This window comes from Paraburkholderia sp. GAS334 (assembly GCF_050436625.1).
Taxonomy (GTDB): domain Bacteria; phylum Pseudomonadota; class Gammaproteobacteria; order Burkholderiales; family Burkholderiaceae; genus Paraburkholderia.
Window position 1 is genome coordinate 427731 of record NZ_JBNDMO010000001.1, and the last position, 22738, is coordinate 450468.

21 protein-coding genes are annotated in these 22738 nt (G+C 61.4%); 12 read left to right on the plus strand and 9 right to left on the minus strand.

Annotated elements, in window-relative coordinates; all coding sequences use genetic code 11:
• The first annotated feature begins 10 nt into the window (after positions 1 to 10).
• The 3 genes from P3T21_RS01885 to P3T21_RS01895 all read left to right on the plus strand — a co-directional run bounded on the left by P3T21_RS01885 (position 11) and on the right by P3T21_RS01895 (position 2150).
• Positions 11 to 715 carry a YceH family protein gene (locus tag P3T21_RS01885; RefSeq protein WP_429254227.1) on the plus strand — a complete coding sequence of 235 codons (705 nt, stop codon included), beginning with the start codon at positions 11 to 13 and terminating at the stop codon, positions 713 to 715.
• Positions 716 to 793: 78 nt separating this feature from the next.
• Entirely contained in the window at positions 794 to 1594 is an 801-nt protein-coding gene (locus tag P3T21_RS01890) for an exodeoxyribonuclease III (protein ID WP_429254228.1), read from the plus strand.
• Between the two features lie 277 nt (positions 1595 to 1871).
• Positions 1872 to 2150, plus strand: a complete 279-nt coding sequence (locus P3T21_RS01895) for an HU family DNA-binding protein (RefSeq protein WP_429254229.1) — start codon at positions 1872 to 1874, stop codon at positions 2148 to 2150.
• A gap of 96 nt (positions 2151 to 2246) precedes the next feature.
• On the opposite strand, the gene P3T21_RS01900 is transcribed toward P3T21_RS01895, so the two are convergent.
• The 7 genes from P3T21_RS01900 to P3T21_RS01930 form a co-directional block, all read right to left on the minus strand.
• The gene (locus P3T21_RS01900) at positions 2247 to 2939 is read right to left on the minus strand and encodes an aspartate/glutamate racemase family protein (protein WP_429254230.1); all 693 of its coding nucleotides are present in this window, start codon (positions 2937 to 2939) and stop codon (positions 2247 to 2249) included.
• 106 nt (positions 2940 to 3045) lie between these two features.
• Positions 3046 to 3381, minus strand: a complete 336-nt coding sequence (locus P3T21_RS01905; protein ID WP_429254231.1) for a hypothetical protein — start codon at positions 3379 to 3381, stop codon at positions 3046 to 3048.
• 80 nt (positions 3382 to 3461) lie between these two features.
• On the minus strand, positions 3462 to 5426 hold the full coding sequence (locus tag P3T21_RS01910) for a beta-galactosidase (protein ID WP_429254232.1): 1965 nt from the start codon (positions 5424 to 5426) through the stop codon (positions 3462 to 3464).
• Positions 5427 to 5454: 28 nt separating this feature from the next.
• Positions 5455 to 6306, minus strand: a complete 852-nt coding sequence (locus P3T21_RS01915; RefSeq protein ID WP_429254233.1) for a carbohydrate ABC transporter permease — start codon at positions 6304 to 6306, stop codon at positions 5455 to 5457.
• A gap of 18 nt (positions 6307 to 6324) precedes the next feature.
• Positions 6325 to 7230, minus strand: a complete 906-nt coding sequence (locus tag P3T21_RS01920; RefSeq protein WP_429254234.1) for a carbohydrate ABC transporter permease — start codon at positions 7228 to 7230, stop codon at positions 6325 to 6327.
• Between the two features lie 97 nt (positions 7231 to 7327).
• Complete coding sequence (locus P3T21_RS01925) at positions 7328 to 8530, minus strand: ABC transporter substrate-binding protein (RefSeq protein WP_429254510.1); 1203 nt, start codon at positions 8528 to 8530, stop codon at positions 7328 to 7330.
• A 188-nt stretch (positions 8531 to 8718) separates the two neighbouring features.
• The gene (locus P3T21_RS01930) at positions 8719 to 9867 is read right to left on the minus strand and encodes an ABC transporter ATP-binding protein (protein ID WP_429254235.1); all 1149 of its coding nucleotides are present in this window, start codon (positions 9865 to 9867) and stop codon (positions 8719 to 8721) included.
• Between the two features lie 240 nt (positions 9868 to 10107).
• On the opposite strand from P3T21_RS01930, the gene P3T21_RS01935 reads away from it, so the two are divergent.
• The 3 genes from P3T21_RS01935 (at position 10108) to P3T21_RS01945 (ending at position 13633) form a co-directional block, all read left to right on the plus strand.
• Complete coding sequence (locus P3T21_RS01935; protein WP_429254236.1) at positions 10108 to 11133, plus strand: LacI family DNA-binding transcriptional regulator; 1026 nt, start codon at positions 10108 to 10110, stop codon at positions 11131 to 11133.
• Positions 11134 to 11365: 232 nt separating this feature from the next.
• Complete coding sequence (locus P3T21_RS01940; RefSeq protein ID WP_429254237.1) at positions 11366 to 11686, plus strand: DUF4148 domain-containing protein; 321 nt, start codon at positions 11366 to 11368, stop codon at positions 11684 to 11686.
• A 399-nt stretch (positions 11687 to 12085) separates the two neighbouring features.
• Positions 12086 to 13633 carry a methyl-accepting chemotaxis protein gene (locus P3T21_RS01945; RefSeq protein ID WP_429254238.1) on the plus strand — a complete coding sequence of 516 codons (1548 nt, stop codon included), beginning with the start codon at positions 12086 to 12088 and terminating at the stop codon, positions 13631 to 13633.
• 99 nt (positions 13634 to 13732) lie between these two features.
• Here P3T21_RS01945 and P3T21_RS01950 read toward each other — a convergent pair whose 3' ends face one another.
• Positions 13733 to 15097, minus strand: coding sequence for a TAXI family TRAP transporter solute-binding subunit (locus P3T21_RS01950; RefSeq protein WP_429254239.1), 1365 nt, complete (start codon positions 15095 to 15097; stop codon positions 13733 to 13735).
• Positions 15098 to 15353: 256 nt separating this feature from the next.
• Between P3T21_RS01950 and P3T21_RS01955 the strand changes: the two genes are divergently transcribed.
• Positions 15354 to 16175 carry an alpha/beta fold hydrolase gene (locus tag P3T21_RS01955; RefSeq protein ID WP_429254240.1) on the plus strand — a complete coding sequence of 274 codons (822 nt, stop codon included), beginning with the start codon at positions 15354 to 15356 and terminating at the stop codon, positions 16173 to 16175.
• A 259-nt stretch (positions 16176 to 16434) separates the two neighbouring features.
• Positions 16435 to 16728 (plus strand): hypothetical protein, encoded by a 294-nt coding sequence (locus P3T21_RS01960; RefSeq protein WP_429254241.1) that lies wholly within the window; start codon positions 16435 to 16437, stop codon positions 16726 to 16728.
• A gap of 29 nt (positions 16729 to 16757) precedes the next feature.
• Here P3T21_RS01960 and P3T21_RS01965 read toward each other — a convergent pair whose 3' ends face one another.
• Positions 16758 to 18257: a metallophosphoesterase family protein gene (locus P3T21_RS01965; RefSeq protein ID WP_429254242.1), complete on the minus strand. Its 1500-nt coding sequence runs from the start codon at positions 18255 to 18257 to the stop codon at positions 16758 to 16760.
• 208 nt (positions 18258 to 18465) lie between these two features.
• Here P3T21_RS01965 and P3T21_RS01970 point away from each other — a divergent pair, with 208 nt between their 5' ends.
• From P3T21_RS01970 to P3T21_RS01985, 4 genes are all read left to right on the plus strand, one after another.
• Complete coding sequence (locus tag P3T21_RS01970; protein ID WP_429254243.1) at positions 18466 to 20847, plus strand: MCP four helix bundle domain-containing protein; 2382 nt, start codon at positions 18466 to 18468, stop codon at positions 20845 to 20847.
• Positions 20848 to 20923: 76 nt separating this feature from the next.
• A complete protein-coding gene (locus tag P3T21_RS01975) occupies positions 20924 to 21658 on the plus strand; it encodes a methyl-accepting chemotaxis protein (RefSeq protein ID WP_429254244.1) in 735 nt (244 codons plus the stop codon).
• Positions 21655 to 22194 (plus strand): hypothetical protein, encoded by a 540-nt coding sequence (locus P3T21_RS01980; protein ID WP_429254245.1) that lies wholly within the window; start codon positions 21655 to 21657, stop codon positions 22192 to 22194. The genes P3T21_RS01975 and P3T21_RS01980 overlap by 4 nt, the downstream gene beginning before the upstream one ends.
• Before the next feature lie 58 nt (positions 22195 to 22252).
• A complete protein-coding gene (locus P3T21_RS01985; RefSeq protein ID WP_429254246.1) occupies positions 22253 to 22618 on the plus strand; it encodes a response regulator in 366 nt (121 codons plus the stop codon).
• Positions 22619 to 22738 lie beyond the last annotated feature (120 nt).

A 22738-nucleotide genomic window follows, 5' to 3' on the forward strand; every position in this document is an offset into this window, starting at 1 on the left:
ACGCCCACAAATGAATTCCACACCCGAGTCTTTTTCGCGCCCGCCGCTTCGTTCCCTGACGCCGCTCGAAGCACGTGTACTGGGTGTGCTGCTCGAGAAAGAGCACACGGTTCCCGACACGTACCCGCTGTCGTTGAACGCGCTCACGTCCGGCTGTAACCAGAAAACCGCACGAAGCCCGGTGATGAACGTCACCGAAGCCGAAGTGCTCACGACGATCGATAGCCTGAAACGCCTGAGTCTGGTTTCCGAAGGCAGCAGCAGCCGCGTGCCGCGTTTCGAGCACAACATGCTGCGCGTGCTTGGCGTGCCGAGCCAGTCCGCCGCGTTACTGACAACGCTGATCCTGCGCGGACCGCAGACGGCCGCCGAACTGCGGCTGAACAGCGCGCGCCTGCATGGCTTCGCGGATATCTCGTCGGTCGAAGTGTTTCTCGATGAACTCGCTACCGGCGAACCTGCACGTGTGATCAAACTGCCGCGCACGCCCGGCGAGCGCGAAAGCCGCTGGATGCATCTGCTGTGTGGCGAAGTTGTTGTGCCGGAAGCGCCCGAGGGCGGCGCCGTCGATGAATCTATATCGCCGTCTGAGTTCGAAGCATTCAAGGCAGAGCAGAAGCAACTTCGCGAAGAGTTGAACCGGCTTCGGACGATGGTCGAGAAAATGGCAGCAGAGCTTGGCATGAGTATCGACAAGGACGCGAGCCAGCCATAAAACGCCTGGCGATCCGCTTCCCGCGCCTCGTCCCTGCATGCCGCGGCGGATTTGACAGCGCTTCCTGGAGATCAACGCATGTCCAGACTTCGAATTGCGACGTTCAATATCAACGGCATTCGGTCGCGCCTGCCTGCGCTTCTTGAGTGGCTCGAACGCGAGAAACCGGATGTCGCGTGTTTGCAGGAACTGAAATCGCCCGATAGCGGCTTTCCTGTGGATGCGCTCCGGGAAGCCGGCTATGGCGCGATCTGGCATGGGCAAAGCGCGTGGAATGGCGTCGCGATTCTGGCGAAAGGCATCGAGCCGGTTGAAAGCCGGCGCGGGCTGCCAGGCGATCCCTCCGATACCCAAAGCCGCTACATCGAAGCCGCCATCGACGGCGTAATCGTCGCGTGCCTTTATCTGCCGAATGGCAATCCGCAGCCGGGTCCGAAATTTGATTACAAGCTCGCCTGGTTCGACCGGCTGATGAAACACGCTGCGGCGCTGCTAAAAAGCGGCCATCCTGTTGTGCTGGCAGGCGACTTCAACGTCGTTCCAACCGATGAGGACATCTATAACCCGAAGTCATGGTTAAAGGATGCGTTGTTGCAACCCGAAAGCCGCGAACGATATCGAACGCTGCTCGCGCAGGGATGGACCGATGCGTTGCGTGAGCACTTCGGCGATGCACGGATCTATACGTTTTGGGATTATTTTCGCCGTCACTGGGAGACGAATTCGGGGTTGCGCATCGATCATCTGCTGTTAAGCTCCGATCTCGCGCCGCGATTGCGCGAGGCCGGTGTCGACCGTTGGGTGCGCGGCGAGCCGCATGCGAGCGACCATGCGCCCACATGGATCGAACTGGATATGGGCAAACGCACGCGGGCGTGACGTGCCGGATACGGCACCTGGACCAGGTAGCAAATCTCCTGCCTGCGCGTTGTAACCGGGTCGACGAGGGGTGCAACTGCCTGAATCCGCTTGCTTTTGGGGCGTTTAAATCACTGTTTTCAGGGGTGGATTGGCCCCGTTACCCCCCGCCTGAGGCCGCCGGCAGGGCCCGCCCGCCCCATCACAGATTTGCGCAGACGCGCCCGTATGGGTTAGGGTGTCGGTCCGGGCGCCATTTTGCGTGCGCTCGAATCACAATCACCGAACGGGATGAGTAATGAACAAACAGGAACTGATTGACGCAGTCGCAGCAGCGACCGGCGAAAGCAAGGCAGCAACCGGCAGCACGATCGACGCGATCATCGCAGCCGTGACCTCGGCTGTTGCACAGGGCGACACCGTCCAGCTGATCGGCTTCGGCTCGTTCTCGACGGGCGCTCGTGCAGCGCGCGTCGGCCGTAACCCGTCGACGGGTGCCGAAATCCAGATCGCCGCCGCGAAAACCGTCAAGTTCACGGCCGGCAAGTCGTTCAAGGAAGTCGTGAACGCGTCCTGATGGACCGTTCGTGGCGCTGCGTCTTTCAGGGCAGCGCCAGCTTCTGGCTGGCCCGTTTCTGTGGTGTTTCTGCGGTGTTCTGGCAGATGAAACGGGTCAGGCCAGCGCCCGGCTCACTGCGGCCTGTGCATGCAGCGCGGTGGTATCGAAGACGGGCAAGGTCACATCTTTCTGCGCGATCAGTAGCGCAATTTCGGTGCATCCAAGAATCACGCCACCCACGCCCTGCGCCTGCATGTTGGCGATGACGCGTTTGTAAGCTTCGCGCGACGCGTCGCGCACAATGCCGTGGCACAACTCGTCATAGATCACCTCGTGGACGAGCGCGCGTTCCGCTGTGTCAGGCACGACCACCTCGATGCCATGCTGATCCAGCATGCGACCACGATAGAAATCCTGCTCCATCGTGAAAGCGGTGCCCAGCAGGCCGACGCGACGAATACCTGCATCGCGCAGCGCTTCGGCAGTGGGATCCACGATGTGCAGGAAGGGAATGTCGAGCGTGGCCTCTACAACGGGCGCGACACGATGCATGGTGTTCGTGCAGAGCAGCACGAAATCCGCGCCGGCCTGCTGCACCTGCAGCGCTGCCTGCTTCATGTGCTCACCGAGCTCATCCCAGCGCTGCGCGTGCTGCAATGCCTTGATCTCTTCGAAACTGACCGTGACCATCACGCTGCGTGCGTTGTGGTGTCCGCCCAGCCGCTGCTTCATGTCCTGATTGATCAGGCGGTAATACTCCGCTGACGATTCCCAGCTCATTCCGCCGATCAGTCCAATTGTTTTCATGCTGGCTTACCTCGTTGGCCTCGCGCGGGCCGCGATCGTTCGAACCGACGCCAATATGGCAGTGCACGACGTGATGCTGGCATCGTGCGATGCATTCAGCCTTGCATTACTTGAGCCACTTCCGCACGTCGCTTTCCCATGCTGGATCGCCGCATCCCGAAGGATTTTCCGGTCCGAGCACGGTGATATAGCCTTTCGATTTCATGCACGACTCGTAGGCGCGGATTTTCGAGCATTGCCCTGTGCCTGCATTGCGAGAAATCGATTTGCATTGGGCCATGGTCTGATCCATCGCTGCGAAGTCGGGGTCGTCGGTGCGGGACATGGAGGGCGCATTGGCTCCGCCTGCGGAAAACTCAACGGGCCCCGTATGCGTACACGCGACGAGCGGCAACACCGCCGCCATTGCTCCAGCAACCAGAAACGACCTGCCCGATTTCATATCTGCATCTCCACGCGATTGAAGCCGTGATGATACGCCGGCGTCCGCGTACCTGACCGCAGAACGCCGGCGACGCATCGTTACGCGTCGAGCCACGCGCATACGTCGGCCGTGCGGAGTTCGCGTCCGCCGAGCACAAAGCGCGCATTGACCGGAGCGGGCGCAGCGATAACGTCCGGTCCAAAGTTGAACGCGAACGTCACGTTGCCGCGACGACGCAAGCGTAATCCTTCAGGCAGTGTCGCGATTTCGATACGCGCATCGCGCGCGGCGTCTTCGAGCAGCACGCGATGCAGCGCGTGATCGAACCACGCGCCCGCATAGCGCACGCGCCCGTTCGACACGACAGCAGGCCAGCCATCTTCGAAACTCGCCAGAACCTTTGTTTCAGCGCCCGGCTGAAGATGCTCGCGCCAATGGACGGCGGTTCCGTCGACGCCATTGATCGAGGTCGCCGGCGTCAGCGTCGGACGCAGCGATTCGACTTCGAGCACCTGAACCGGTAACGCGGATTGCAGCAGGCCAGGCGGCAGCGCAGCCGGAATCGCGAACTCCGTGGTCCGCGATCCGCTGCGCGGTCCAAACACCCATTGCGCGGACGAACGCCCGATAGCCTCCACGAGATCGTCCGTCATCACAGCGAGGCTCGGAACGACCACGAGCCTGTATTGCGAAAAGTCCGCGTTGCGCGAAACGATATCGACGTCTAGCGACATTTCGCGCAGCGCCTGGTAGTAGTCGAACGCAAGCGTCTGATAGTCGAAAGTCTTGCCGTGACGCTGGATCTCAAACATCCATTGCGTCTCATAGTCGAACACGAGCGCTACCTGTGCGCGTGATGCCGGCGCGAGATCGGACAGTACCGTCGAGTCCGCTATTTCCTTTGCCGCACGCGCGATTTCGAGTCCGCCCGGCGACAGCTGGTTGTCCGGCAGATTCAGTCCCGAATGCATCTGCTCCTGCGCATACGGACACTGACGCCAGCGGAAATACGACACCAGTTCGGCGCCGTGCGCAAACGCCTCATACGCCCACAGCCGCACCATGCCTGGCGCCGGGACAGGATTCCACGGCGCCCAGTTCACCGGACCGGCTTCCTGTTCCATGATCCAGAAGCGGCCCGCGCCGATCGCGCGATACCGGTCGTGGTCGAACGCGGAGACATCAGGATGGCCTGTGCGTGCGTAGCGCGCCTTGTCTTCTTCCGGCAACGCGATGACTTCGGTGCGTGCGAGCGGATAGCTGTCCCACGCGGCAACATCGACGCTACCATTCTCGACGAACCGGTAGTGATCGAAGGTCGTGAAAAAGCCCATGAAGTTGTGCAGCACGTCAGCGTCGGGCGCGTATTGCCGCAGTACGTCAGCCTGTTCACGATGAAAGCTGGCGACTTCATCCGACATGAAACGGCGGAAGTCGAGCAGATGAATCGGATTGGCGTCGGTGGGCGTGAGGTTCGGCAGTTCGATCGCATCGAACGATGCGTACTCCATGCTCCAGAATACGTTGCCCCACGCGCGGTTCAATGCGTCAGCGGTTTCGTAGCGGTGTGCGAGCCATGTCCTGAAGCGCGTAAGCGCAGCCTCGGAATAGCTCGGCACAGTGTCGTGACAGCCGAGTTCGTTGTCGGTTTGCCACGCGATAACCGACGGATGCCGTCCATAGCGTTGCACCATTGCAGTGACGATGCGCACGCATTCGTGGCGGTAACGCTTGCTCGACACGTCATAGTGGCGACGTGAACCAAAGTTCCAGCGCGTGCCGTCGGCGCGCACGGGCAGGATCTCGGGATGCGCGTCGACCAGCCATTTCGGCGGCGACGCTGTCGGCGTGCCGAGTATGATCTTGAGTCCGGCGGAAGCAAGCGTATCGACCGCTTCGTCGAGCCATGCCCAGTTGTATTCATTGGCGCGCGGTTCCATCCGGCTCCACGCGAATTCGGCGATACGCACATGCGTGATGCCGAGTTCGACCATTCGTTTTGCGTCGTCGGCCCACATCGACTGGGGCCACTGTTCCGGGTAATAGCAGACACCTAGCTGCATCAGGATTCTCTCAGGTAAAAGTAGTCGGTCAGCCTTTGCTTGCGCCGAACGTCAGGCCCGCGACGAAGTGCTTTTGCATCGCGAAGAACATCAAGACGGAAGGCAGCGCGGCGAGCACGGAGCCCGCCGCGACGAGATTCCACGCGGTCGTCCACTGGCCTTTAAGCGCTGCGACGCCGACGGTGATCGGCGCGGCTTGATCGCCTTGTGTGAGACACAGTGCCCAGAAGTAGTCGTTCCAGACAAACGTGAAGACGAGGATGCCGAGCGCCGCAAGCGCAGGGCGAATGAGCGGCAATACGATGCGTGCATAGACGGTCCACTCGCTCGCGCCTTCCACGCGTGCCGCTTCGATCAGCTCGAACGGCAGCTGCTTGATGAAGTTGCGCAGGAACAGTGTGCAAAAGCCCGTCTGAAATGCGACGTGAAAGATCACAAGCGCCCATACCGTGTTGTACAGACCGACCTTGAGCGCCATCTCGCGCACGGGGATCATCAGGATCTGCACCGGCACGAAGTTGCCCGCGACGAACGCAAACAGCACGGCCGTGTTGCCGCGAAAGCGATACGTCGCGAGCGCAAAGCCCGCCATCGACGCCAGCACGATCGCGCCGAGCACCGAAGGCACGGTAATCAGCACGCTGTTGGCGAAGTAGTGAAGCATCGGCGTCTGCGTAATTGCCGAACTGTAGTTGTCCCACAGTGCGAAGTGTTTGGGCCACGTCCAGTAATCGCCTTGCGAGAGCTCTTCAGAAGAGCGTATCGAGGTCAAAAGAACGGCCAGCATCGGCAGCAGCCAGACAAACAGTGCGAGCGGCAGCGACGCCTTGTATAAGGCGCGATTGAATGGTTTCCAGCGATCGACAGGAAGCGGATACATGATGAAGGTCTCCGTAGATCAACGTTCTTCGCGCAACATACGGCGCAGGTGGAACACGATGTAGACGAGCATGATCAGGAACAGCACGACCGCAATCGAAGCCGAATAGCCTTCGCGGTAGTACTTGATCGCCTGGTCGTACATGTAATAGGCGAGCACGGTGGAACTGTCGAACGGGCCGCCGCCGCTCATCACCGCGATCAGATCGAAGCTGCGCAATGCGCCGATTACGGTCAGCACGACGGCCATGAACGTAGCGGGCCTGAGTTGCGGCAGGATCACGTGCCACAGGAGCCGTGGGCCTTTCGCGCCTTCCATGCGCGCGGCTTCGACGACTTCCGGATTGATTGCCGTCAGGCCCGTGAGATACAACACCATGCAATAGGGCGTTTGGGGCCACAGCGCGGCGAAGACGATTCCGAACGTGACCGTATGCGCATCGCCCAGCACTGGAATGCCGTGTCCGATGATCAGCTTCAGCAAGCCGAACGTAGGATCGTAGAACCAGCTGAACACAAGGCCGACCACGACGCCGGACAATACAAAAGGCGCGAAGAACAGCGACTTCACGAGACGCATGCCTTTGACCTGCTGGTTCAGATACAGCGCGAACAGCAGGCCAAGCGGCGGCGCGAGCAGGAAAAGTGCAAGCCAGATCAGGTTGTTCTTCAGCGCCACGTAAAACACGTCGGCATGAAACAGCTCGACATAGTTCGCAAAGCCGACGAAGGTCTTCGGCGTCATGCCATCCCAGTCGTAGAAGCTGAGCGAGATGCTGTTGATGACCGGATAGATCACGCACAGGCTGAAGAGCGCGCACGCGGGCAGCAGGAAGAAAAACGCTGCACGGTGCTGTCGTCGCACCGTTTTGGGCGCGCGCCGGCCCCGAGCCGCCGGCAGGGTGCGGGCTGCTGAAGTAGACATTCGAATGGTCTCGTAAAGTCCGCGGAGAATGCGGATGAGCCTTGAATCCGCGCCCGACGCGCGGATGGCCGCGAGTCGGGGCGCCTGCACAAAGACGTTACTTCTTGTAGATGCGTTTGCGCGTCGCTTCGAGTCGCGTAAGCAGCGAATCGAGTTGCGACGGATCGCTATAAAACTGCTGCATCGCTTTCATGCCTTCGTCGGCCATTTCTTTCGTCATGTCGCGATCGTAGAACTGCGCGATGCCGCCTGTTGTGCCCGCAAGCGTCTGGAAGCCGACCTTCGAGATGGGATCATCCGGTTCCGCTGCCTTGCTGTTCGACGGCAACTGGCCCCAGCCGCGTGCGAGATCCGCGTTGATCTGCGGGGTTTCCATGAACGCAAGGAGGCGGCGCGCGTCGGCCTTGTTCTTTGCTTTCGCGGGAACCAGCAGCACGTTGACCGGGCCGTCTTCGGCAGTCGGTACGTTGGCGTCCACAACCGGGAAGCGGAAGAATCCGGTTTCCGGCTTGATCGAAGCCGGAATGCTTGCGGAGAAGAACGTGCCCATCAGCATCATCGAAGCCTTGCCGTTCGCGAGGAACGGCGCGATCGAATCGAGATCGTAGGAAAGCGCGTTGTCGATGAAGTAGTGCTCGTCCATCAACGTCTTCCACGTCGTGTAGACCTTCTTCACGCGCGGGTCGGTGTACGGCACATCGCCAGCCATCAGTTTCTGATGGAACGCATTGCCGTTGATGCGCAGGTCGAGATAGTCGAACCATGCGGCGAGCGTCCAGCTGTCGCGCGCGGCGACGGCGATCGGTGCGACGCCGCTGGCTTTCAGCTTCTTGCAGGCGTCGAGAAACTCGTCCCACGTTTTCGGTTCACCCTTGATGCCGGCCTTCTCGAACAGATCCTTGCGATAGAAGAAGCCGTATGCGTCGTAGCCGAGCGGCGCCGCATACTGTTTGCCCTTGTACGTCGATGCTTCCTTCACCGAAGCGTATTGCTGGCTCCAGCCGTTCTTGTTCCAGTCCGACGAGAGGTCTTCGAGCAGGCCGCGCTGCGCGTAGTACGCCATGCGCTCGCCGTCGTGCCACGACACGATATCAGGCGGATCGGTGGCGAGCCAGCCGCCCATCTGCACCTTGTACGTTTCCTCGGTGATGTACGTCACTTTCAGATCCACGTCCGGGTTTGCTTTCTTGAACTTGTCGAACGCGTCCTGCCATGTCGAGCGCTGGTTGGCGCGTGCCGACACGTTGACGTTCAATTCGCCGGCCTCGGCCGTCACGCCGGATAGCAGGGCGGTGACCATCGCGAGCGCGGCGACGGCGGTGGAAAGACGCGTCGCACGGCGGACAGGCCCGCAGTGTGCAATGCGGCTCAAGTGGCTAAAGCGGCTTGTTTTCATCTGCTGTCTCCTTGACTACGTTGTGTGCCGGCCGCATCGTGCGGACGGTCGATCCTGCCGGCTCTGCGGCCGGCGCATGCCTAAAGCAATCTTCACGCAACCTGAAGCACGGGCAGTGCCGAACCCGTGACTGTACGTTCGAGCGCAATGCCATCGGCGTCGAACAGATGGCACGCGTCAGCGGGAATGCGTATCGCGATGTGCTCGCCCGGCTGTGTCGATATATCGCCAGGGGCCTTGAAGACAAGTGCGCCGCCAGCGTAATCGACGTGGATATAGCTGTGTTCGCCGAGTTGTTCCGTAAGCGTCGTGACAGCGCGAATCGACTGACCGTCGCCATCGGTGCGCACGTGCTCGGGACGAATGCCCAGCGTCACAGGTTGATCGCGCACGAGACGCGTCCCGTCGACATGAACCGCGAGCTTCCCGTCGCCCTGCGCGAGCTTCACGACAACCCGGCCCGGCTCGATCGAATCGACGCGTGCGTCGATGAAGTTCATTCGCGGCGAGCCGATGAAGCCCGCTACAAAACGCGAGCGCGGACGATGATAAAGCTCGAGCGGCGCGCCCACCTGCGCGATGCTGCCAAACCGTTGTGTATCAGCGCCTGCATGCAGCAGCACGATGCGATCCGCGAGCGTCATCGCTTCGACCTGATCGTGCGTCACATAGACGACGCTCGCCTGCGCAAAGCGCTGATGCAGGCGAGCGATTTCGATACGCGTCTGGCCGCGCAACGCAGCGTCGAGATTGGAGAGCGGTTCGTCGAACAGAAACACGCCCGGCTCGCGCACGATCGCGCGGCCAATCGCGACGCGCTGACGTTGCCCGCCCGAGAGCGCTTTCGGCTGGCGCTCGAGCAGGGCGTCGAGTTGCAGAATGCGCGCGGCGTCACGCACCTTGCGATCGATGATGTCCTTTGGCGTCTTCGCGAGACGCAGCCCGAACGCCATGTTCTCGAACACCGTCATGTGCGGGAAAAGCGCGTAGCTCTGGAACACCATCGCGACGCCGCGCTCAGCAGCGGCGACACCGTTCATCAACGTGCCGCCGATATGCAGGTCGCCTTCGCTCAGATCTTCGAGACCGGCGATGATCCGCAGCAACGTGGATTTGCCGCAGCCCGACGGGCCGAGGAAAACGCAGAACTCGTGTTCGGCGATATCGAGATTCAGACGCCGGATCACCGGCACATGGTTGCCGTACGACTTCTCGACATTCGTAAGATTGATCGCTGACATGCTCGCTCCCTGCGATTTAAGCGCTTAAATTTCGCTGCAAAAAAATCGGCGAAGTGCTTGCCGTACGGACATTTAAGCGCTTAAATTCGGAACTGGGATTTGAAATCACGATGTCTGTCTCCGGAGTATTTTCATGAAACTTAACAAAGGCTGCGCCAGCCGCGCAACATCTGGTTGTGGTTCCCTGAATATGGGATGGCGGATCGGCAATGCCTGTGGGTTTTCCCGGATCGGGCAGTCATGGTCACGTTGACTGAAGTCGCGCGCCGCGCGCGCGTCACGGCCGCAACCGTTTCGAACGTGCTGCGCAATCGCGAGAAGGTGCGTCCCGAAACGGCCGAACGCGTGTTGAGCGCAATCCGCGAACTCGGCTACCGGCCGAACCTGAATGCGCGGGCGCTTGCAGAGGGCCGTTCATCGACGCTCGCGTTGATGCTGGGGAATATCGCGAATCCGTTCTATCCGGAGTTCGTGCTCGCGGCTGAACGTGCGGCGCGTCGAGAAGGCTATTTCCTGATGGTCTGCAACACCGACGACGATGCCGAAACCGGCCGCGCCTATCTCACCCAGGTCGCCGGCACCCTTGCTGAAGGCGTGATCGTGTTGAACACCGACATCGCGATCAACGAACTGTGTGCGTCTGCGGCGATCGGTGCGCCGATTGTGCTGAGCCTGTGGGAGCACCCGGAATCGCCGCCAGGTTTGCCGTGCGTTGCCGTCGATTTCGCGCGCGCGGGTGCGCTCGCGGCCGGGCATTTGCTGGAACTCGGGCATCGCAACATCGGCATGCTGGTCGGCGACGGCTGCGGCGGTTTGCAGGACGCGCGCGCGAATGGCTTTCGCGAGGTCGTGCGTGCCGCGGGCATCGAACCGGACGATGCGGCGGTGCTGCAGATCCGCGACACGATCGATGCGGGTTACGAAGCGTGCATTCAGTTGATGTCGAACACGCCCGGCCTCACGGCGATCTTCGCGACGAACGATCTGCTCGCGATCGGCGCGATGCAGGCGCTTGCGTCGCTCGGTCGTCAGGTGCCTGAGGATGTCTCCGTGATCGGCATCACCGATATTCAGCTCGCACACCAGGTGCGTCCAGCGCTGACCACGGTCGCGATCAATACGAGCGAGATTGCCGGGCTGTCCATCGATCTTCTGATCCGCCTGATGCAGAAGGGACGCGTCGATGCCATGCCCGCGATGCTGCAGGGGCCGCCGCCGAAGCTGATCGTCAGGCAGTCGACACGCCACGTTGCGAAGCCGGAATGAGGGCGCGTGGCGGGTTGACACGTCTCCGGCTGGCCTCCGGCTTCCGCAAGCATGGCTTGATGCGTCTGAAAGGCCCGCCAGGCAAGGCTGTGCCATTGGTCTGTTTTCGAGAACAGTGATTTCGCCTTTAGGGTCTTTATCCCGAGGTACTACCGCTCCTACACTCGCCTCAATCGCTGCAAACACACCGGTTTGCAGCCCGGTTAAGGCAAATTATTCGGAGGTAGTTATCATGAAATCGCTCATCAAGGCTGTCGCTCTGGCTGTCGTGCTTACCGCTCCGGTTGTTTCGTTCGCACAGTCGAACGGCCCTGTCACCCGTGCTCAAGTGCGTGCTGACCTCGTTCAACTGGAAAAGGCTGGCTACAATCCGAACCTCGACTCGATCACGTATCCGGACAACATCCAGGCTGCGGAAGCCCGCGTCTCCGCTCAAAAGGCTGCTGCACAAACCAGCGGTTACGGCCCGTCGACGACTGGTTCGTCGCAGGCAGGCGTGCGTCAGGAAGTGACGGTTAGCTCGTACTCGCCGCCGGTCTACGTGGTACATTGATACGAACTGACTAAAACAGTTGTGACAGTCGAAAGCCCGCATTGGCGGGCTTTTGTCGTTTTCAGGGCCGCGAATGCGGCGATAGTGTCAGAGGCGGCTGCAGCGCGTTGAATCCGAAGGGTTGCAGAGGCCTTCGCGCATCACTGACATTTCCGTGCCGACGACATCGAACGTCTGTCGATCTTTCATCAAGCCGCGGACCCGCGGAAATCCTGCCGAAACAATAATAATCGGGGCGCAATCTGATTCGCTCAAGCGCAGCCATTCGCTGCCGTAAAAGCGTACGCATCTCGCATATTGGGACCGCAAATGTCCTGCGCGGCCTGCATTCCGCAGACGAATGCGAAAACCGATTACCTGTAGCACCCATGCTTCAGCCAATGCTTCATCAGGAGAACCGTGAAACTCTCAATCAAACTTCCATTGGCATTTGCCGCTGCACTTTTCCTGATGTTTGCGGGGGCCATGTACGGCATCTTTTCGCTGAACCGGTCGATCGGGCAATACAACACGACCGTGCAGTCGAATGTGGCTAACGAGCGTGTCGTGTCCTCGACATTGACGACGTTCAGGCTGCAGGTGCAGGAATGGAAGGACACGCTCCTGCGTGGCAAAGACCCCGCGAAACTCGACAAATACTGGACCGCTTTTGGTGAGCGTGAACGCGTTGTCGATGAGCGGGTTAAACAGTTGCAGGCCGCGCTTCCGGCTGGCAAAAGTCACACGCTGATCGACCAGTTCGCAAACGCGCATGCCGCGATGGGCATCGGTTATCGAAAGGGATTCGATGCATTCAAGGCCGCCGGCTTCGACCCGACGGTGGGCGACGCGGCTGTCGCAGGCGTTGATCGCGAGCCTGCGCGGCTGCTTGAAGAGGCTGCACGCGAGATCGCAGCGGAAAGCGCCGTCGTCTCTGCCGCGACCTCCGCCGATGCAGCGCGCGCGTCGGAAATCAGCGTCGCGCTGATGCTGGTGGCGTGTACCGGCGGCCTGATCGGCGCCGTACTGTTCAGTCGCACGATCACGCGTCCGCTCGATCATGCGGTGGGCGTCGCGCGCACCATCGCGGTTGGCGACCTGTCCACGCAGTTCGATGCGCCGGGCTCGGATGAAATCGCCATGCTGCGGGCGGCGCTGATGGACATGCAGGGCAGCCTGTCGAACGTCGTGAGTAACGTGCGTCAGAATGCGGAGGCGGTGTCGACGGCCAGTTCGCAGATCGCCGCCGGCAACCTGAGCCTGTCGTCCCGCACCGAAGAGCAGGCCGCTTCGCTGGAAGAGACGGCGGCCAGCATGGAGGAACTGACCGCGACGGTGCGTCAGAATTCCGACAACGCGAAGCAGGCCTCGTTGCTCGCCGCGCGTGCGTCCGATACGGCGGCGCGTGGGGGCGATGTGATGGTCAACGTCGTGCAGACGATGCACGGTATCGCGGAAAGCTCCTCGAAGGTCGGGGAAATCATTGGCGTGATCGACAGCATCGCGTTCCAGACCAACATCCTGGCGCTCAACGCTGCGGTCGAGGCGGCGCGGGCCGGAGAGCAGGGGCGTGGATTCGCGGTCGTCGCGGGCGAAGTTCGAACGCTGGCGCAACGCAGCGCAGCTGCGGCGAGAGAGATCAAGAGTTTGATCGGGCAATCCACTGAGCGTGTCGAAGCGGGCTCGAAACTCGTCCACGGCGCGGGCGAAATTATCGGGGAAATCGTGCGCTCGGTTCAGCAGGTTACGCAGATCGTCGGGGAAATTTCATCTGCTTCGACTGAACAGAGCACAGGCATCGAGCAGGTGAACACGGCTGTCGGCCAGATGGATGAAGTCACGCAGCAAAACGCAGCGCTGGTCGAAGAAGCATCGGCTGCGGCCCAGGCGATGGCCGAACAGGCGGCGTCGCTGCGCGAAGCGGTCGCGTTCTTCCAGATCCGGGGAGATGTCCTGCGTGCGGCATAGTGATGAGGCGTGAGTTCACATCACGCCGCCTTCACGACACCCGGCATCACGCCGCTCTTCAGGAACGCCCGCACCAGTTCATGCGCCTGATGCTTGTGCTTAACCCGACGCGCGGTCAAAGCCCGGCCGCCGCTCGCCCGTCAGCCGGAAGCGCACGAATCCGACGTGCTCGCGCAACACGTAGAACGCGTCCGCGTAAGCGAGCGGCATCTTGAGCCGGTTGATGCTCTCCTCGATATGATCGAGTTCTTTCAGCAGCGCGTCGCGTTCTGCGCCCGATGCCTTCGCCAGCGCGCCACGCTCGATGGCGATCAGCGAGCCATACCAGCGATAGATACGCGAACGCACGCGCCATCGGTAAAGCCCTGGAATCGTGCGCAACGCAGGAACGAGCAGCACCAGCGCGGGCAGCAGCACGACCAGCATCCGGTCGGCGAGGCTCGCGAGCCAGAAGGGCATACTGCGATAGAAGAAGCTCTTGCCGGAGCGGTAGTACCGGGCGGCGTCTTCGCTGATCCGGTATTCATGCGCGATCGGGCTCGGAAACTCGCCGGCGCGCTGCAACAGGCTAGCGGTGCCGTGAACCTGCTGCGCGGCCTCGATCACCAGATCGGAGACCGCGGGATGAAGACTGGAGCGCGCGACGATTTCTACCGTCGGGCTCACCAGATGAACGGTCTCGGGCGGAATTTTCCGGCCGAGGTCCAGCACGCCCGGCGGAAGATCGATCTCGTTCAGGTAGGGAAAGAGCCGCGTATAGGCAGCAGCCTCGGAAAAGTCCATCACGGAGACGCCGGGCACCCGCAACAGCCGCAGCATCATTGCCCGCGAGGCTGAATCCCCGTTAAAGATGGCGGCATCCGCGTTGCCTTCCACCACCAGTTTTGCGGCCTGCTCGCCGTCGAATGGCAACAGTGTCGTCGCGTCGCCGGGCTCGATGCCGTTCGCCCGCAGCAGCGCGAGCGAGAGCCGACGCGTGCCGCTGCCCTCACGGCCGATCGCGATGCGTTTGCCCGCGAACTCCGAGAGCCGGTCTATGCCCTTTCCCCGATAGAAGACCACGACGGGCGCGTAGAACACACTGCCGAGTGACATCAGCGACGACGTATCCACGCCATTGGTGATGCCACCCTGGACGAGCGCAAGATCGACGTGCTGTTTCGGATCCAGCAGGCGTTGCAGGTTCTGCACGGAGCCATCGGAAGTGAGCACTTTCAGCGTGATGCCGTTGCGCGCGAGGATCTGGCGATAGGCCTCGGCGGCGGGCAGCAGCGAGCTTTCCTGCGGCCCCGCGCTCATGACGATGACTTTGGGTGGCGCGGGATCGACGAGCCAGATGAAGAGCCCGACCGCGAGCGCGACCAGCACGGTGGCGGGCCCCCACACCAGGAGAAGGTCATGCCACCACGTCGCAGTGTGGTTATGGCGCCGGTGCGGGAAGTCCTGCTGGTGACGATCGCTCATAGGTCATTCCCCGGATAACTGTTATAGACCCGCCAGTCGCATCTGCAACACGCCGGTCGGGCCGGGCGTTGCCACGCCGGTGCGGTGCAAATACGGACGATAAATCAGAACGGCCTTGATGGGCGCACGGGCAGTCTGGCAGCGAGTGCGACAACATCAAAATGATGCGCTAGTCTTTCTGGAGGCCTGCCGCATGGGCAGCAGGACCACGGTCAACTCATCCACCCACCGATGCATCCATTCAGGGGATCATTTCATGAGCACGATCACGACGAAAGATGGCGCTGAGATTTTTTACAAGGACTGGGGTACGGGACGCCCCGTCGTGTTCTCGCACGGCTGGCCGTTGACCGCCGACGCGTGGGACGCGCAGATGCTGTTCCTTGCCCAAAAGGGCTTTCGGGTCATCGCGCACGATCGCCGCGGACACGGCCGCTCCAGCCAGACATGGACCGGCAACGACATGGACACCTATGCGGACGATCTCGCGGCGCTGATCGAACATCTGGATCTGAAGGACGCCATGCTCGTCGGTCATTCGACGGGCGGGGGTGAGGTCGCACATTACATCGGCCGCCACGGGACGAAGCGCGTCGCGAAGGCCGTGCTGATCTGCGCGGTGCCGCCGCTGATGGTGAAAACGGAGGCGCATCCCAACGGCGTGCCCATGGACGTGTTCGACGGTATCCGCAAGAGCGTCGTGGAGGACCGCTCGCAGTTCTACAAGGATCTGGCCATGCCGTTCTACAGTTATAACCGCGCGGGCGCGAAGGCGTCGCAGGGCGTGATCGATTCGTTCTGGGCGCAGGGCATGCTCGGCGCGATCAGCGGGCAGTACGACTGCATCAAGCAGTTCTCCGAGGTCGACTACACCGAAGACCTGAAAAAGTTCGACGTACCGGCGCTGGTGCTGCACGGCGACGACGATCAGATCGTGCCGATCGACGAGGCCGGCCGTCTGTCCGCGAAGATCATTCCCAACGCCACGTTGAAGGTCTACGCCGGCGGTCCGCATGGCATGTGTACCACCATGGCCGACAAGGTCAACGCTGATCTGCTGGAGTTTCTCCAGTCGTGATGCGGGCAGCCTGACAACGGTCGTTTATCCGTTGTTCACGCAACCGCCGGTGCCGTAACCATCGGCCCGCGCGGTTGCCCCAGAAAAGGGCGGAAAACCGGTGCGATGTGACACGTATTGTGCGTCGCACCATTTTTCCGGATTTCAAGTATAGTGATCGATCAATGGTGTCTTCCCGACTGCAGAGGGCGTCTTACAACGAGCGTCCGACGCATATGCCTTTCGCGTGGCCATGACGCACAGGCAAGGAGAGATCAGCATGTTCGATGCCGAAATTGCAGCCACACTTCTAAACCGATGGGATCGCAAGCCGGCGCGCGCCGGACGCGACGCATACCTCAACCTGTTGCGCGAAGGCAACCTCGACTTTACCCATCAATTGGGACGCGTCAGCGTCGGCGAAGCGGCCGATGACAGCGCGCTCAACATCGAGTCGCTTGTTTTCGTCGACGGCTCGCGTGCTGTGCGGATCGAGGCGCCGGATCAGGGGCCCGGCTGGACCCGCTGGGCCGCGTTCGAGCCGCCTTCCGTCCTCGTACCGGACTTCGCCTGACGCGCAGGCGTCTTTCCATTGCGCTCGCCCTAACTACGCATCATTGCGCGTGCGGCCGCCGCTGCCTGTGAACGCCCCAGATCCGGCGCCTCAAAGTGGGCAATCCTCCGATCCGCGAGACTGACTGTTACGTAGTCGGTGGGTGCTTTTGCTGCCGCGCCATCCGACGCACGGTGGTACTCGATGCGAAGCTGCGTCGCCGTCGCGACGACGCGCAGATAGCCATAGTGGCTGTCGTCGTAGTTTTCCAGTGCGACCTGATCCGTCGTCGCGGACGCAACCTGGATGACCTGCGGTGCACGAAGCGCCGGAGCGCCGTGTTTCGCGAGTTTGATCAGGCCGTGACCGCCATTTCCACACACGACGTAGGGAATCTGCGCACCGTCCGCCTGGCGCGTGCGGGTGAATCGCTGATAGTTGTGCGCGTGGCCCGACAGAAATGCATGCGGCCAGACGTCGTTCGCCCGACACACTTCGTCGATCTGCTCAAGCATTTGCACGCTCGACGCATGAGCGCCCACCGAATACGGCGGATGATGGTCCGCCATGATGAGCGCACCCGCAAACTGTTCGGTCTTGGCGCGTTTGAGCGCCGCGTCGAGAAAGTCCAGCTGGCTTGTGCCGATATGCGGGTCCGCGATCACGCCTGGATCTTCCAGCGTGTTGCTGTATAGCGCCAGAATCCGCACGAACGGCGCATCGAAGGTGAAGAACACACCGGGCTGGATCTGCGCAGTGCGCGACAGACCGCCTGCTTCGGGCGTAACCGCAAACGTCTGCGCGCAGAAGTTGCGCAGCCATGCATCAAGGCTTGTCGCGTGCGCTTCGGGTGACACCATCCCGTCATGATTGCCCGCGCATGAAAGAATCGGCGCGGGATAGTCGCGATACGGGTCGTAAAACTGGTCGTAATAGTATTTGCCCTCGCCGAAGCTATAGACAACGTCGCCCAGTAGCAGCGAGAACTGCGGGACTTCGCCAGGGCTCGCCTCGGCGAAGTCGGCGGTCATCTTGTCCGCTACCTGGTTCTGCGTATTGGGTCCGGTCGTGTTCCCGCAATCGCCCGTCGCATGAAACACGAGTTGCCCGGTTGCGGTGATACGGTCTACGGCCCGGGTGTTGCCGCCGAGCACGTCAGCCAGCGCAAGCCGTGGTTCGACGCCGCCCCTTGGCGCCGGGAACGGTAATGGAAAGAGCTGGTGCTCGGCATTGAGTTTGTCGATCTCCTTGTACGCGGCGTCGTCGGACGGATGAGGGACGCGAAACACGGTCGGATCCGCGGTGGGCTGCGGCTGCGCGAAGACCGGCTGCGCCAGGATCCGGGTGCCCAGTGGCGTCTGGGCCGTGGCCGGGCTCAGTGCGTCACGCGTTGCGGCGGACGATCCACGTGTCGTTTGTTTGCCCGCAGGGGCGGCGACCGGCTTGCGCTTCCGGCTTCCTGTTTCGCCGCTGGCTTCGCTGGTCTCCCGCTTCGTTTTGGCCTTCGTTTTCGCTTTCGCTGCTGCCTTCGATGTCGGTCTGGATGGCATACGACACTCCCAATGAAAATATCGCTGCGTGCGCAGAGGTGTTTAATCTACGCCGGTTAGAAGAGAACTATATGTCGATAGTTTGCCGTCATTCATCGATCCGTCACATCCCTCCCGAATAATCACCGCGCTCGACCATTCGAAATATCTAGAAGGCGACGTGTCCGTTACGCGGACCCGATACGCTGGTTGACCCCGGGGGTTGTACATGACTATCCGTCATCGCATTACGCTGTTGGTAGTTCTGATGTTTGTCGCGTTGTCGGCCATTGGCGGCTATGCCGTCTACCAGACGCGGCGCAGTGCCGCCGAGGTCAGGCAGGTGACGGAAGGCGTCGTGCCAGGCACGCTGGCTTCGGCCGATCTGGTTTCGCAGGTCAAGGACGTGCAGCTGGCTACGATGACGCTTGTCTATGCACCCGACGGCAACGTGGTCGCTCAGGCGCAGGACGAACTCAAGGCGAAGAAAGCCTCGCTGCAACGCGCGCTCGCGGTGCAGGATCGCGCGGCTGCCAGTCACGCGCAGAAAGGCCTGGTTTCGCAGGCGCGAGACAGCCTGGAGAACTACTTCGCGGCGATCAACGAGACGGCGAAGATGAAGGCCGCCGGCAAAAACGAACTCGCGCAGGCCTTCCTGTTCGCCAACGTCGCGCAGTATCGCGATGAACTCGAAGGCATCGTCGAGACGCTACGCGTCGAAAAGAACCGCGAGAAAGACGACGCCATCACGTCGCTCAACAACACGCTTTCGACCACCACTACCGCGATCGCGATCGTCACGGGTATTGCCGTCATTCTGCTGACGTCGATCGGTTCGCTGCTCTATCGACAGATCACCCGCCCGCTGAGCCGCATGCAGGCGATGATGAGCGAGATCGCGTCGAGCCAGGATTTCACGCGTCGCGTGCCGGTGGGACGCATGGATGAAATCGGTCATTCGATCGTCGCGTTCAACGGCATGATCGAAAAGATTCAGGAAAGCTCGGCGTTGCTCAAGCAGAAAACCGCCGACATTCAGGCGATGTTGCAGAACATGCAGCAGGGCATTCTGACCGTCGTCGACGGCGCGGTGATTCATAGCGAGTACTCGGCGTATCTGCAAGCGATCTTCGAAACTGACGATATCGCAGGGCGCGGCCTGATGGATCTGGTGTTCGCCGGCACGGATCTCGGCGCGGACGTCCTGTCGCAGATCGACGCCGCCGCTCACGCGTGCCTCGGTGAAGACTGCATCAACTTCGCGTTCAACCAGCATCTGCTGGTCAACGAAATCAATCTCCGCATGCCCGATGGTCGCGTGAAGACGCTCGACCTCCGCTGGTCTGCCATCACCGACGACACCGACACGATCGTGCGTCTGATGCTGTGCGTGCGTGACGTCACCGAATTGCGCAAGCTCGCCGCCGAAGCGGGCGAGCAGAAGCGCAGGCTGGAAATGATTGGCGAAATCCTTGCCGTGAGTGAAGAGAAGTTCCATCAGTTCATCGAGAGTTCGGCAGGCTTCGTCAGCGAGAACGAACGGATCATTCGCAAGCATTCGCAGGCGGATGGCGCGGCGATCGCCGAACTGTTCCGCAACATGCACACGATCAAAGGCAATGCGCGCACGTACAACCTGCAGTATCTGACCAACGTCGTACACGAAACGGAGCAGCGCTATCACGAACTGCGCCAGGCCGATGCCGATCGCGCGTGGGATCAGGAAGACCTGATGCAGGAACTGTCGCGTGTGCGCGAAGCGATCGAGAGTTACGCGACGATCAACGAGGTGAGCCTCGGACGCAAGGGTGCGGGTCGCCGCGGCGATGTCGAGCGCCATCTCATGGTCGACAGGGCGCACATCCGCGAAAGCCTGCATCTCCTCGAAACCGCGAACGTGGCGAGTATCGACGACCTGATTTCGATGCGCGACGCTGTGCGTCAGACGTTGCGTCTGGTGGGAACGGAAAGCGTGGGCGAGTCGCTCGCAGGCGTGCTCGACTCGTTGCCTTCGCTTGCGCAGGAACTGGGCAAGGTCGCGCCCGTGGTGCGCATCGACGACAACGGCTATCGCCTGCGTAGCCAGGCGGGCGGCACGTTGAGGAACGTATTCATGCATCTGCTGCGCAATTCGATCGATCACGGTATCGAAACCGGCGACGAGCGTATCGCGAAGGGCAAGCTGCCGGCGGGTGCTATTGATATTGAAGTCGGTGTCGACAACGACATGCTTCAGGTCACGCTCAGCGACGACGGCCGCGGCCTCGCGCTTGCGCGTATCCGCGGCATCGCGATCGAGCGCGGCTGGGTTGGCGCCGAAGAAAAACTGGACGACGAAGCCATTGCACAGCTGATTTTCCGTCCGGGTTTTTCGACCGCGCACGCGATCACGGAAGTATCTGGGCGTGGCGTCGGTATGGATGCCGTGCGGGATTTCCTCACCCGCGAAAACGGCCGCATCGAGCTGCATTTCACGGACGATCGCGAGGGTGCTGACTTCCGCCAGTTTCAGACGGTCGTGTGTCTGCCGGACACTCTTGCGGTTGATAGTCTCGGCACGGATGCGCGTCGCGACGTCAGCACATTGCAGACCGGCGCGCTCACGAGCTGAGCCGGAACACTGAGCCGAAACACCGGGCTGGCGACTTTTTTCCTTATCGCTCGATGGCAATTCAGAAGGACAGGTTGTGATTGAACAGTATTGTGTGGCGGCACTGGCCGGGGGGGCGGTGACCGGCGCGCTGGCATTCGTGGCGCACCGGCTCTACAGCATCAATGTGCGGGCGCGGCATCGATCCGAAACAGACGCGCAGATCGAGACGCGCGCGAACGCCGACGCGCAGCAGCGCGCGTTGATCGATCAGGGCGCGCACGAAAAGCAGCAGCTCGAAGCGCTCGTCGCACAGTTGCGTGAAGAACTCGCGCAGCAGTCCGGCGTAGCGGAAGACATCCGCGCGTCAATGCACGCGGCGACGGAAGACCGGCATCAATGGGCCGCGCTCGCGGAACAGATCGGCAGCGAAGCCTCGCGTCTGAAGAGCCTGGGCGCGACGTTCGAGCGCTGGCACGAACAGATGATCTCGCTGATGACGCAAAACCAGGACATGCACGCGAAGAATCAGGAACTGTCTTCGATCGTCAGGCATGTGGTGATCGTCTCGCTGAACGCATCGATCGAGGCCGCGCGTGCTGGCCCGGCCGGGCGCGGCTTCGCGGTCGTGGCGAGCGAGGTGCGAGCGCTGGCGGCGCGCTCGGAAGAACTGTCGAAGAGCTATCGCGACAGCCTGTATCGAAGCGATCTCACGACAACCGGCACGTTCCAGGACATTCAGGCCGGCGGAAAAATGATTACGGCATCGCTTGGCAGCGTCGCATCGCTGGCCAGCCAGTTCCAGTCGCGATTCGATCAGGCCTCGACGTGATCAGCCACCACGCGAAAGAAAGCTTCGAGCGCATTTTTTACAAGGCGGTCCGCGCACGGCTGCCGGTGGATGCGGGCGACGTCTGCGAAATCGTTCCGGTGGGCGAGGGTCACGCTCAGGGGAAGCCAGCGGATAACGTGGTTGTTCTGACGATCTCATCGATCGTGTTCAGGCTGCTGCTGGTGCTGCATTTCGATGAAGACGACACCACACGCGATTACTTCGTCAGGAACGCCGACGGACCATCGTTTCGCGAAGTGTTCCTGGAGATCTGCAATCTCTGCTGCGGGGCAATGAACCAGGAACTGCTTCACTATTTTCCGGATCTCGGCATGTCGACACCCTATGTGCTGAGCGCGCGCTGCCTGCCGCATCTGGAGGAGCTGAAGCCCGGGTATCTGTCCTCGTTCGCGGTCACGATCAACGGGGCTGTTCAGCTTGGCGCGACCGTCTGCGTCTGCGCGCACGCGCCGCTCGACTTCATCGCCGATGTCGCTGCTGCCGAGGAAACCAGCGGCGAACTCGAACTGTTCTGAAACACGTTGCCGCGACGGCGAATGAAAAACATTGCAACTGACGTCACAGGAAAAAGTTATGTCGAAAATTCTGGTGGTGGATGACTCAAGCACCGTGCGCGACGAGGTCGCCGGTTTTCTGCGGAAGAACGGACTGGATGTCGACACGGCCGTCGACGGCAAGGACGGTCTCGCGCGACTGAAGGCAAGCCCCGGCATCCGGCTCGTGATCAGCGACGTCAACATGCCGAACATGGACGGCCTGACGATGGTCGAGAAGATCCGTGGCGAACTCGCGAATCATTCGGTGAACGTGATCATGCTGACCACGGAAAGCAGCCCGGCGATGAAGGAGCGCGGCAAGGCGGCGGGCGTCAAGGGCTGGATTGTGAAGCCATTCAAGGGTGATGCCGTGCTGGAAACGTTCAGGAAGCTGGCTGGCTGATGTGAAGCGGGAAGGGCCGCAGCGCGACGTCGACTGCATACGCCGCCGAACCGGGGCGGCCGGCTAATGAGTTCTAGACCCCGGGTTGGTGAAACATGCCGCAGGTGCCGCGTGCCAGTC

Excerpts from the sequence above, each read along its gene's own strand:
- P3T21_RS01985 (WP_429254246.1), top strand. The coding sequence starts at position 22,253 with ATGTCGAAAATTCTGGTGGTGGATGACTCAAGCACCGTGCGCGACGAG.
- P3T21_RS01900 (WP_429254230.1), bottom strand. The coding sequence starts at position 2,939 with ATGAAAACAATTGGACTGATCGGCGGAATGAGCTGGGAATCGTCAGCG.
- P3T21_RS01920 (WP_429254234.1), bottom strand. The coding sequence starts at position 7,230 with ATGTCTACTTCAGCAGCCCGCACCCTGCCGGCGGCTCGGGGCCGGCGC.
- P3T21_RS01970 (WP_429254243.1), top strand. The coding sequence starts at position 18,466 with ATGACTATCCGTCATCGCATTACGCTGTTGGTAGTTCTGATGTTTGTC.
- P3T21_RS01890 (WP_429254228.1), top strand. The coding sequence starts at position 794 with ATGTCCAGACTTCGAATTGCGACGTTCAATATCAACGGCATTCGGTCG.
- P3T21_RS01940 (WP_429254237.1), top strand. The coding sequence starts at position 11,366 with ATGAAATCGCTCATCAAGGCTGTCGCTCTGGCTGTCGTGCTTACCGCT.
- P3T21_RS01930 (WP_429254235.1), bottom strand. The coding sequence starts at position 9,867 with ATGTCAGCGATCAATCTTACGAATGTCGAGAAGTCGTACGGCAACCAT.
- P3T21_RS01905 (WP_429254231.1), bottom strand. The coding sequence starts at position 3,381 with ATGAAATCGGGCAGGTCGTTTCTGGTTGCTGGAGCAATGGCGGCGGTG.
- P3T21_RS01885 (WP_429254227.1), top strand. The coding sequence starts at position 11 with ATGAATTCCACACCCGAGTCTTTTTCGCGCCCGCCGCTTCGTTCCCTG.
- P3T21_RS01915 (WP_429254233.1), bottom strand. The coding sequence starts at position 6,306 with ATGTATCCGCTTCCTGTCGATCGCTGGAAACCATTCAATCGCGCCTTA.
- P3T21_RS01895 (WP_429254229.1), top strand. The coding sequence starts at position 1,872 with ATGAACAAACAGGAACTGATTGACGCAGTCGCAGCAGCGACCGGCGAA.
- P3T21_RS01910 (WP_429254232.1), bottom strand. The coding sequence starts at position 5,426 with ATGCAGCTAGGTGTCTGCTATTACCCGGAACAGTGGCCCCAGTCGATG.
- P3T21_RS01965 (WP_429254242.1), bottom strand. The coding sequence starts at position 18,257 with ATGCCATCCAGACCGACATCGAAGGCAGCAGCGAAAGCGAAAACGAAG.
- P3T21_RS01950 (WP_429254239.1), bottom strand. The coding sequence starts at position 15,097 with ATGAGCGATCGTCACCAGCAGGACTTCCCGCACCGGCGCCATAACCAC.
- P3T21_RS01935 (WP_429254236.1), top strand. The coding sequence starts at position 10,108 with ATGGTCACGTTGACTGAAGTCGCGCGCCGCGCGCGCGTCACGGCCGCA.
- P3T21_RS01955 (WP_429254240.1), top strand. The coding sequence starts at position 15,354 with ATGAGCACGATCACGACGAAAGATGGCGCTGAGATTTTTTACAAGGAC.
- P3T21_RS01960 (WP_429254241.1), top strand. The coding sequence starts at position 16,435 with ATGTTCGATGCCGAAATTGCAGCCACACTTCTAAACCGATGGGATCGC.
- P3T21_RS01925 (WP_429254510.1), bottom strand. The coding sequence starts at position 8,530 with ATGGTCACCGCCCTGCTATCCGGCGTGACGGCCGAGGCCGGCGAATTG.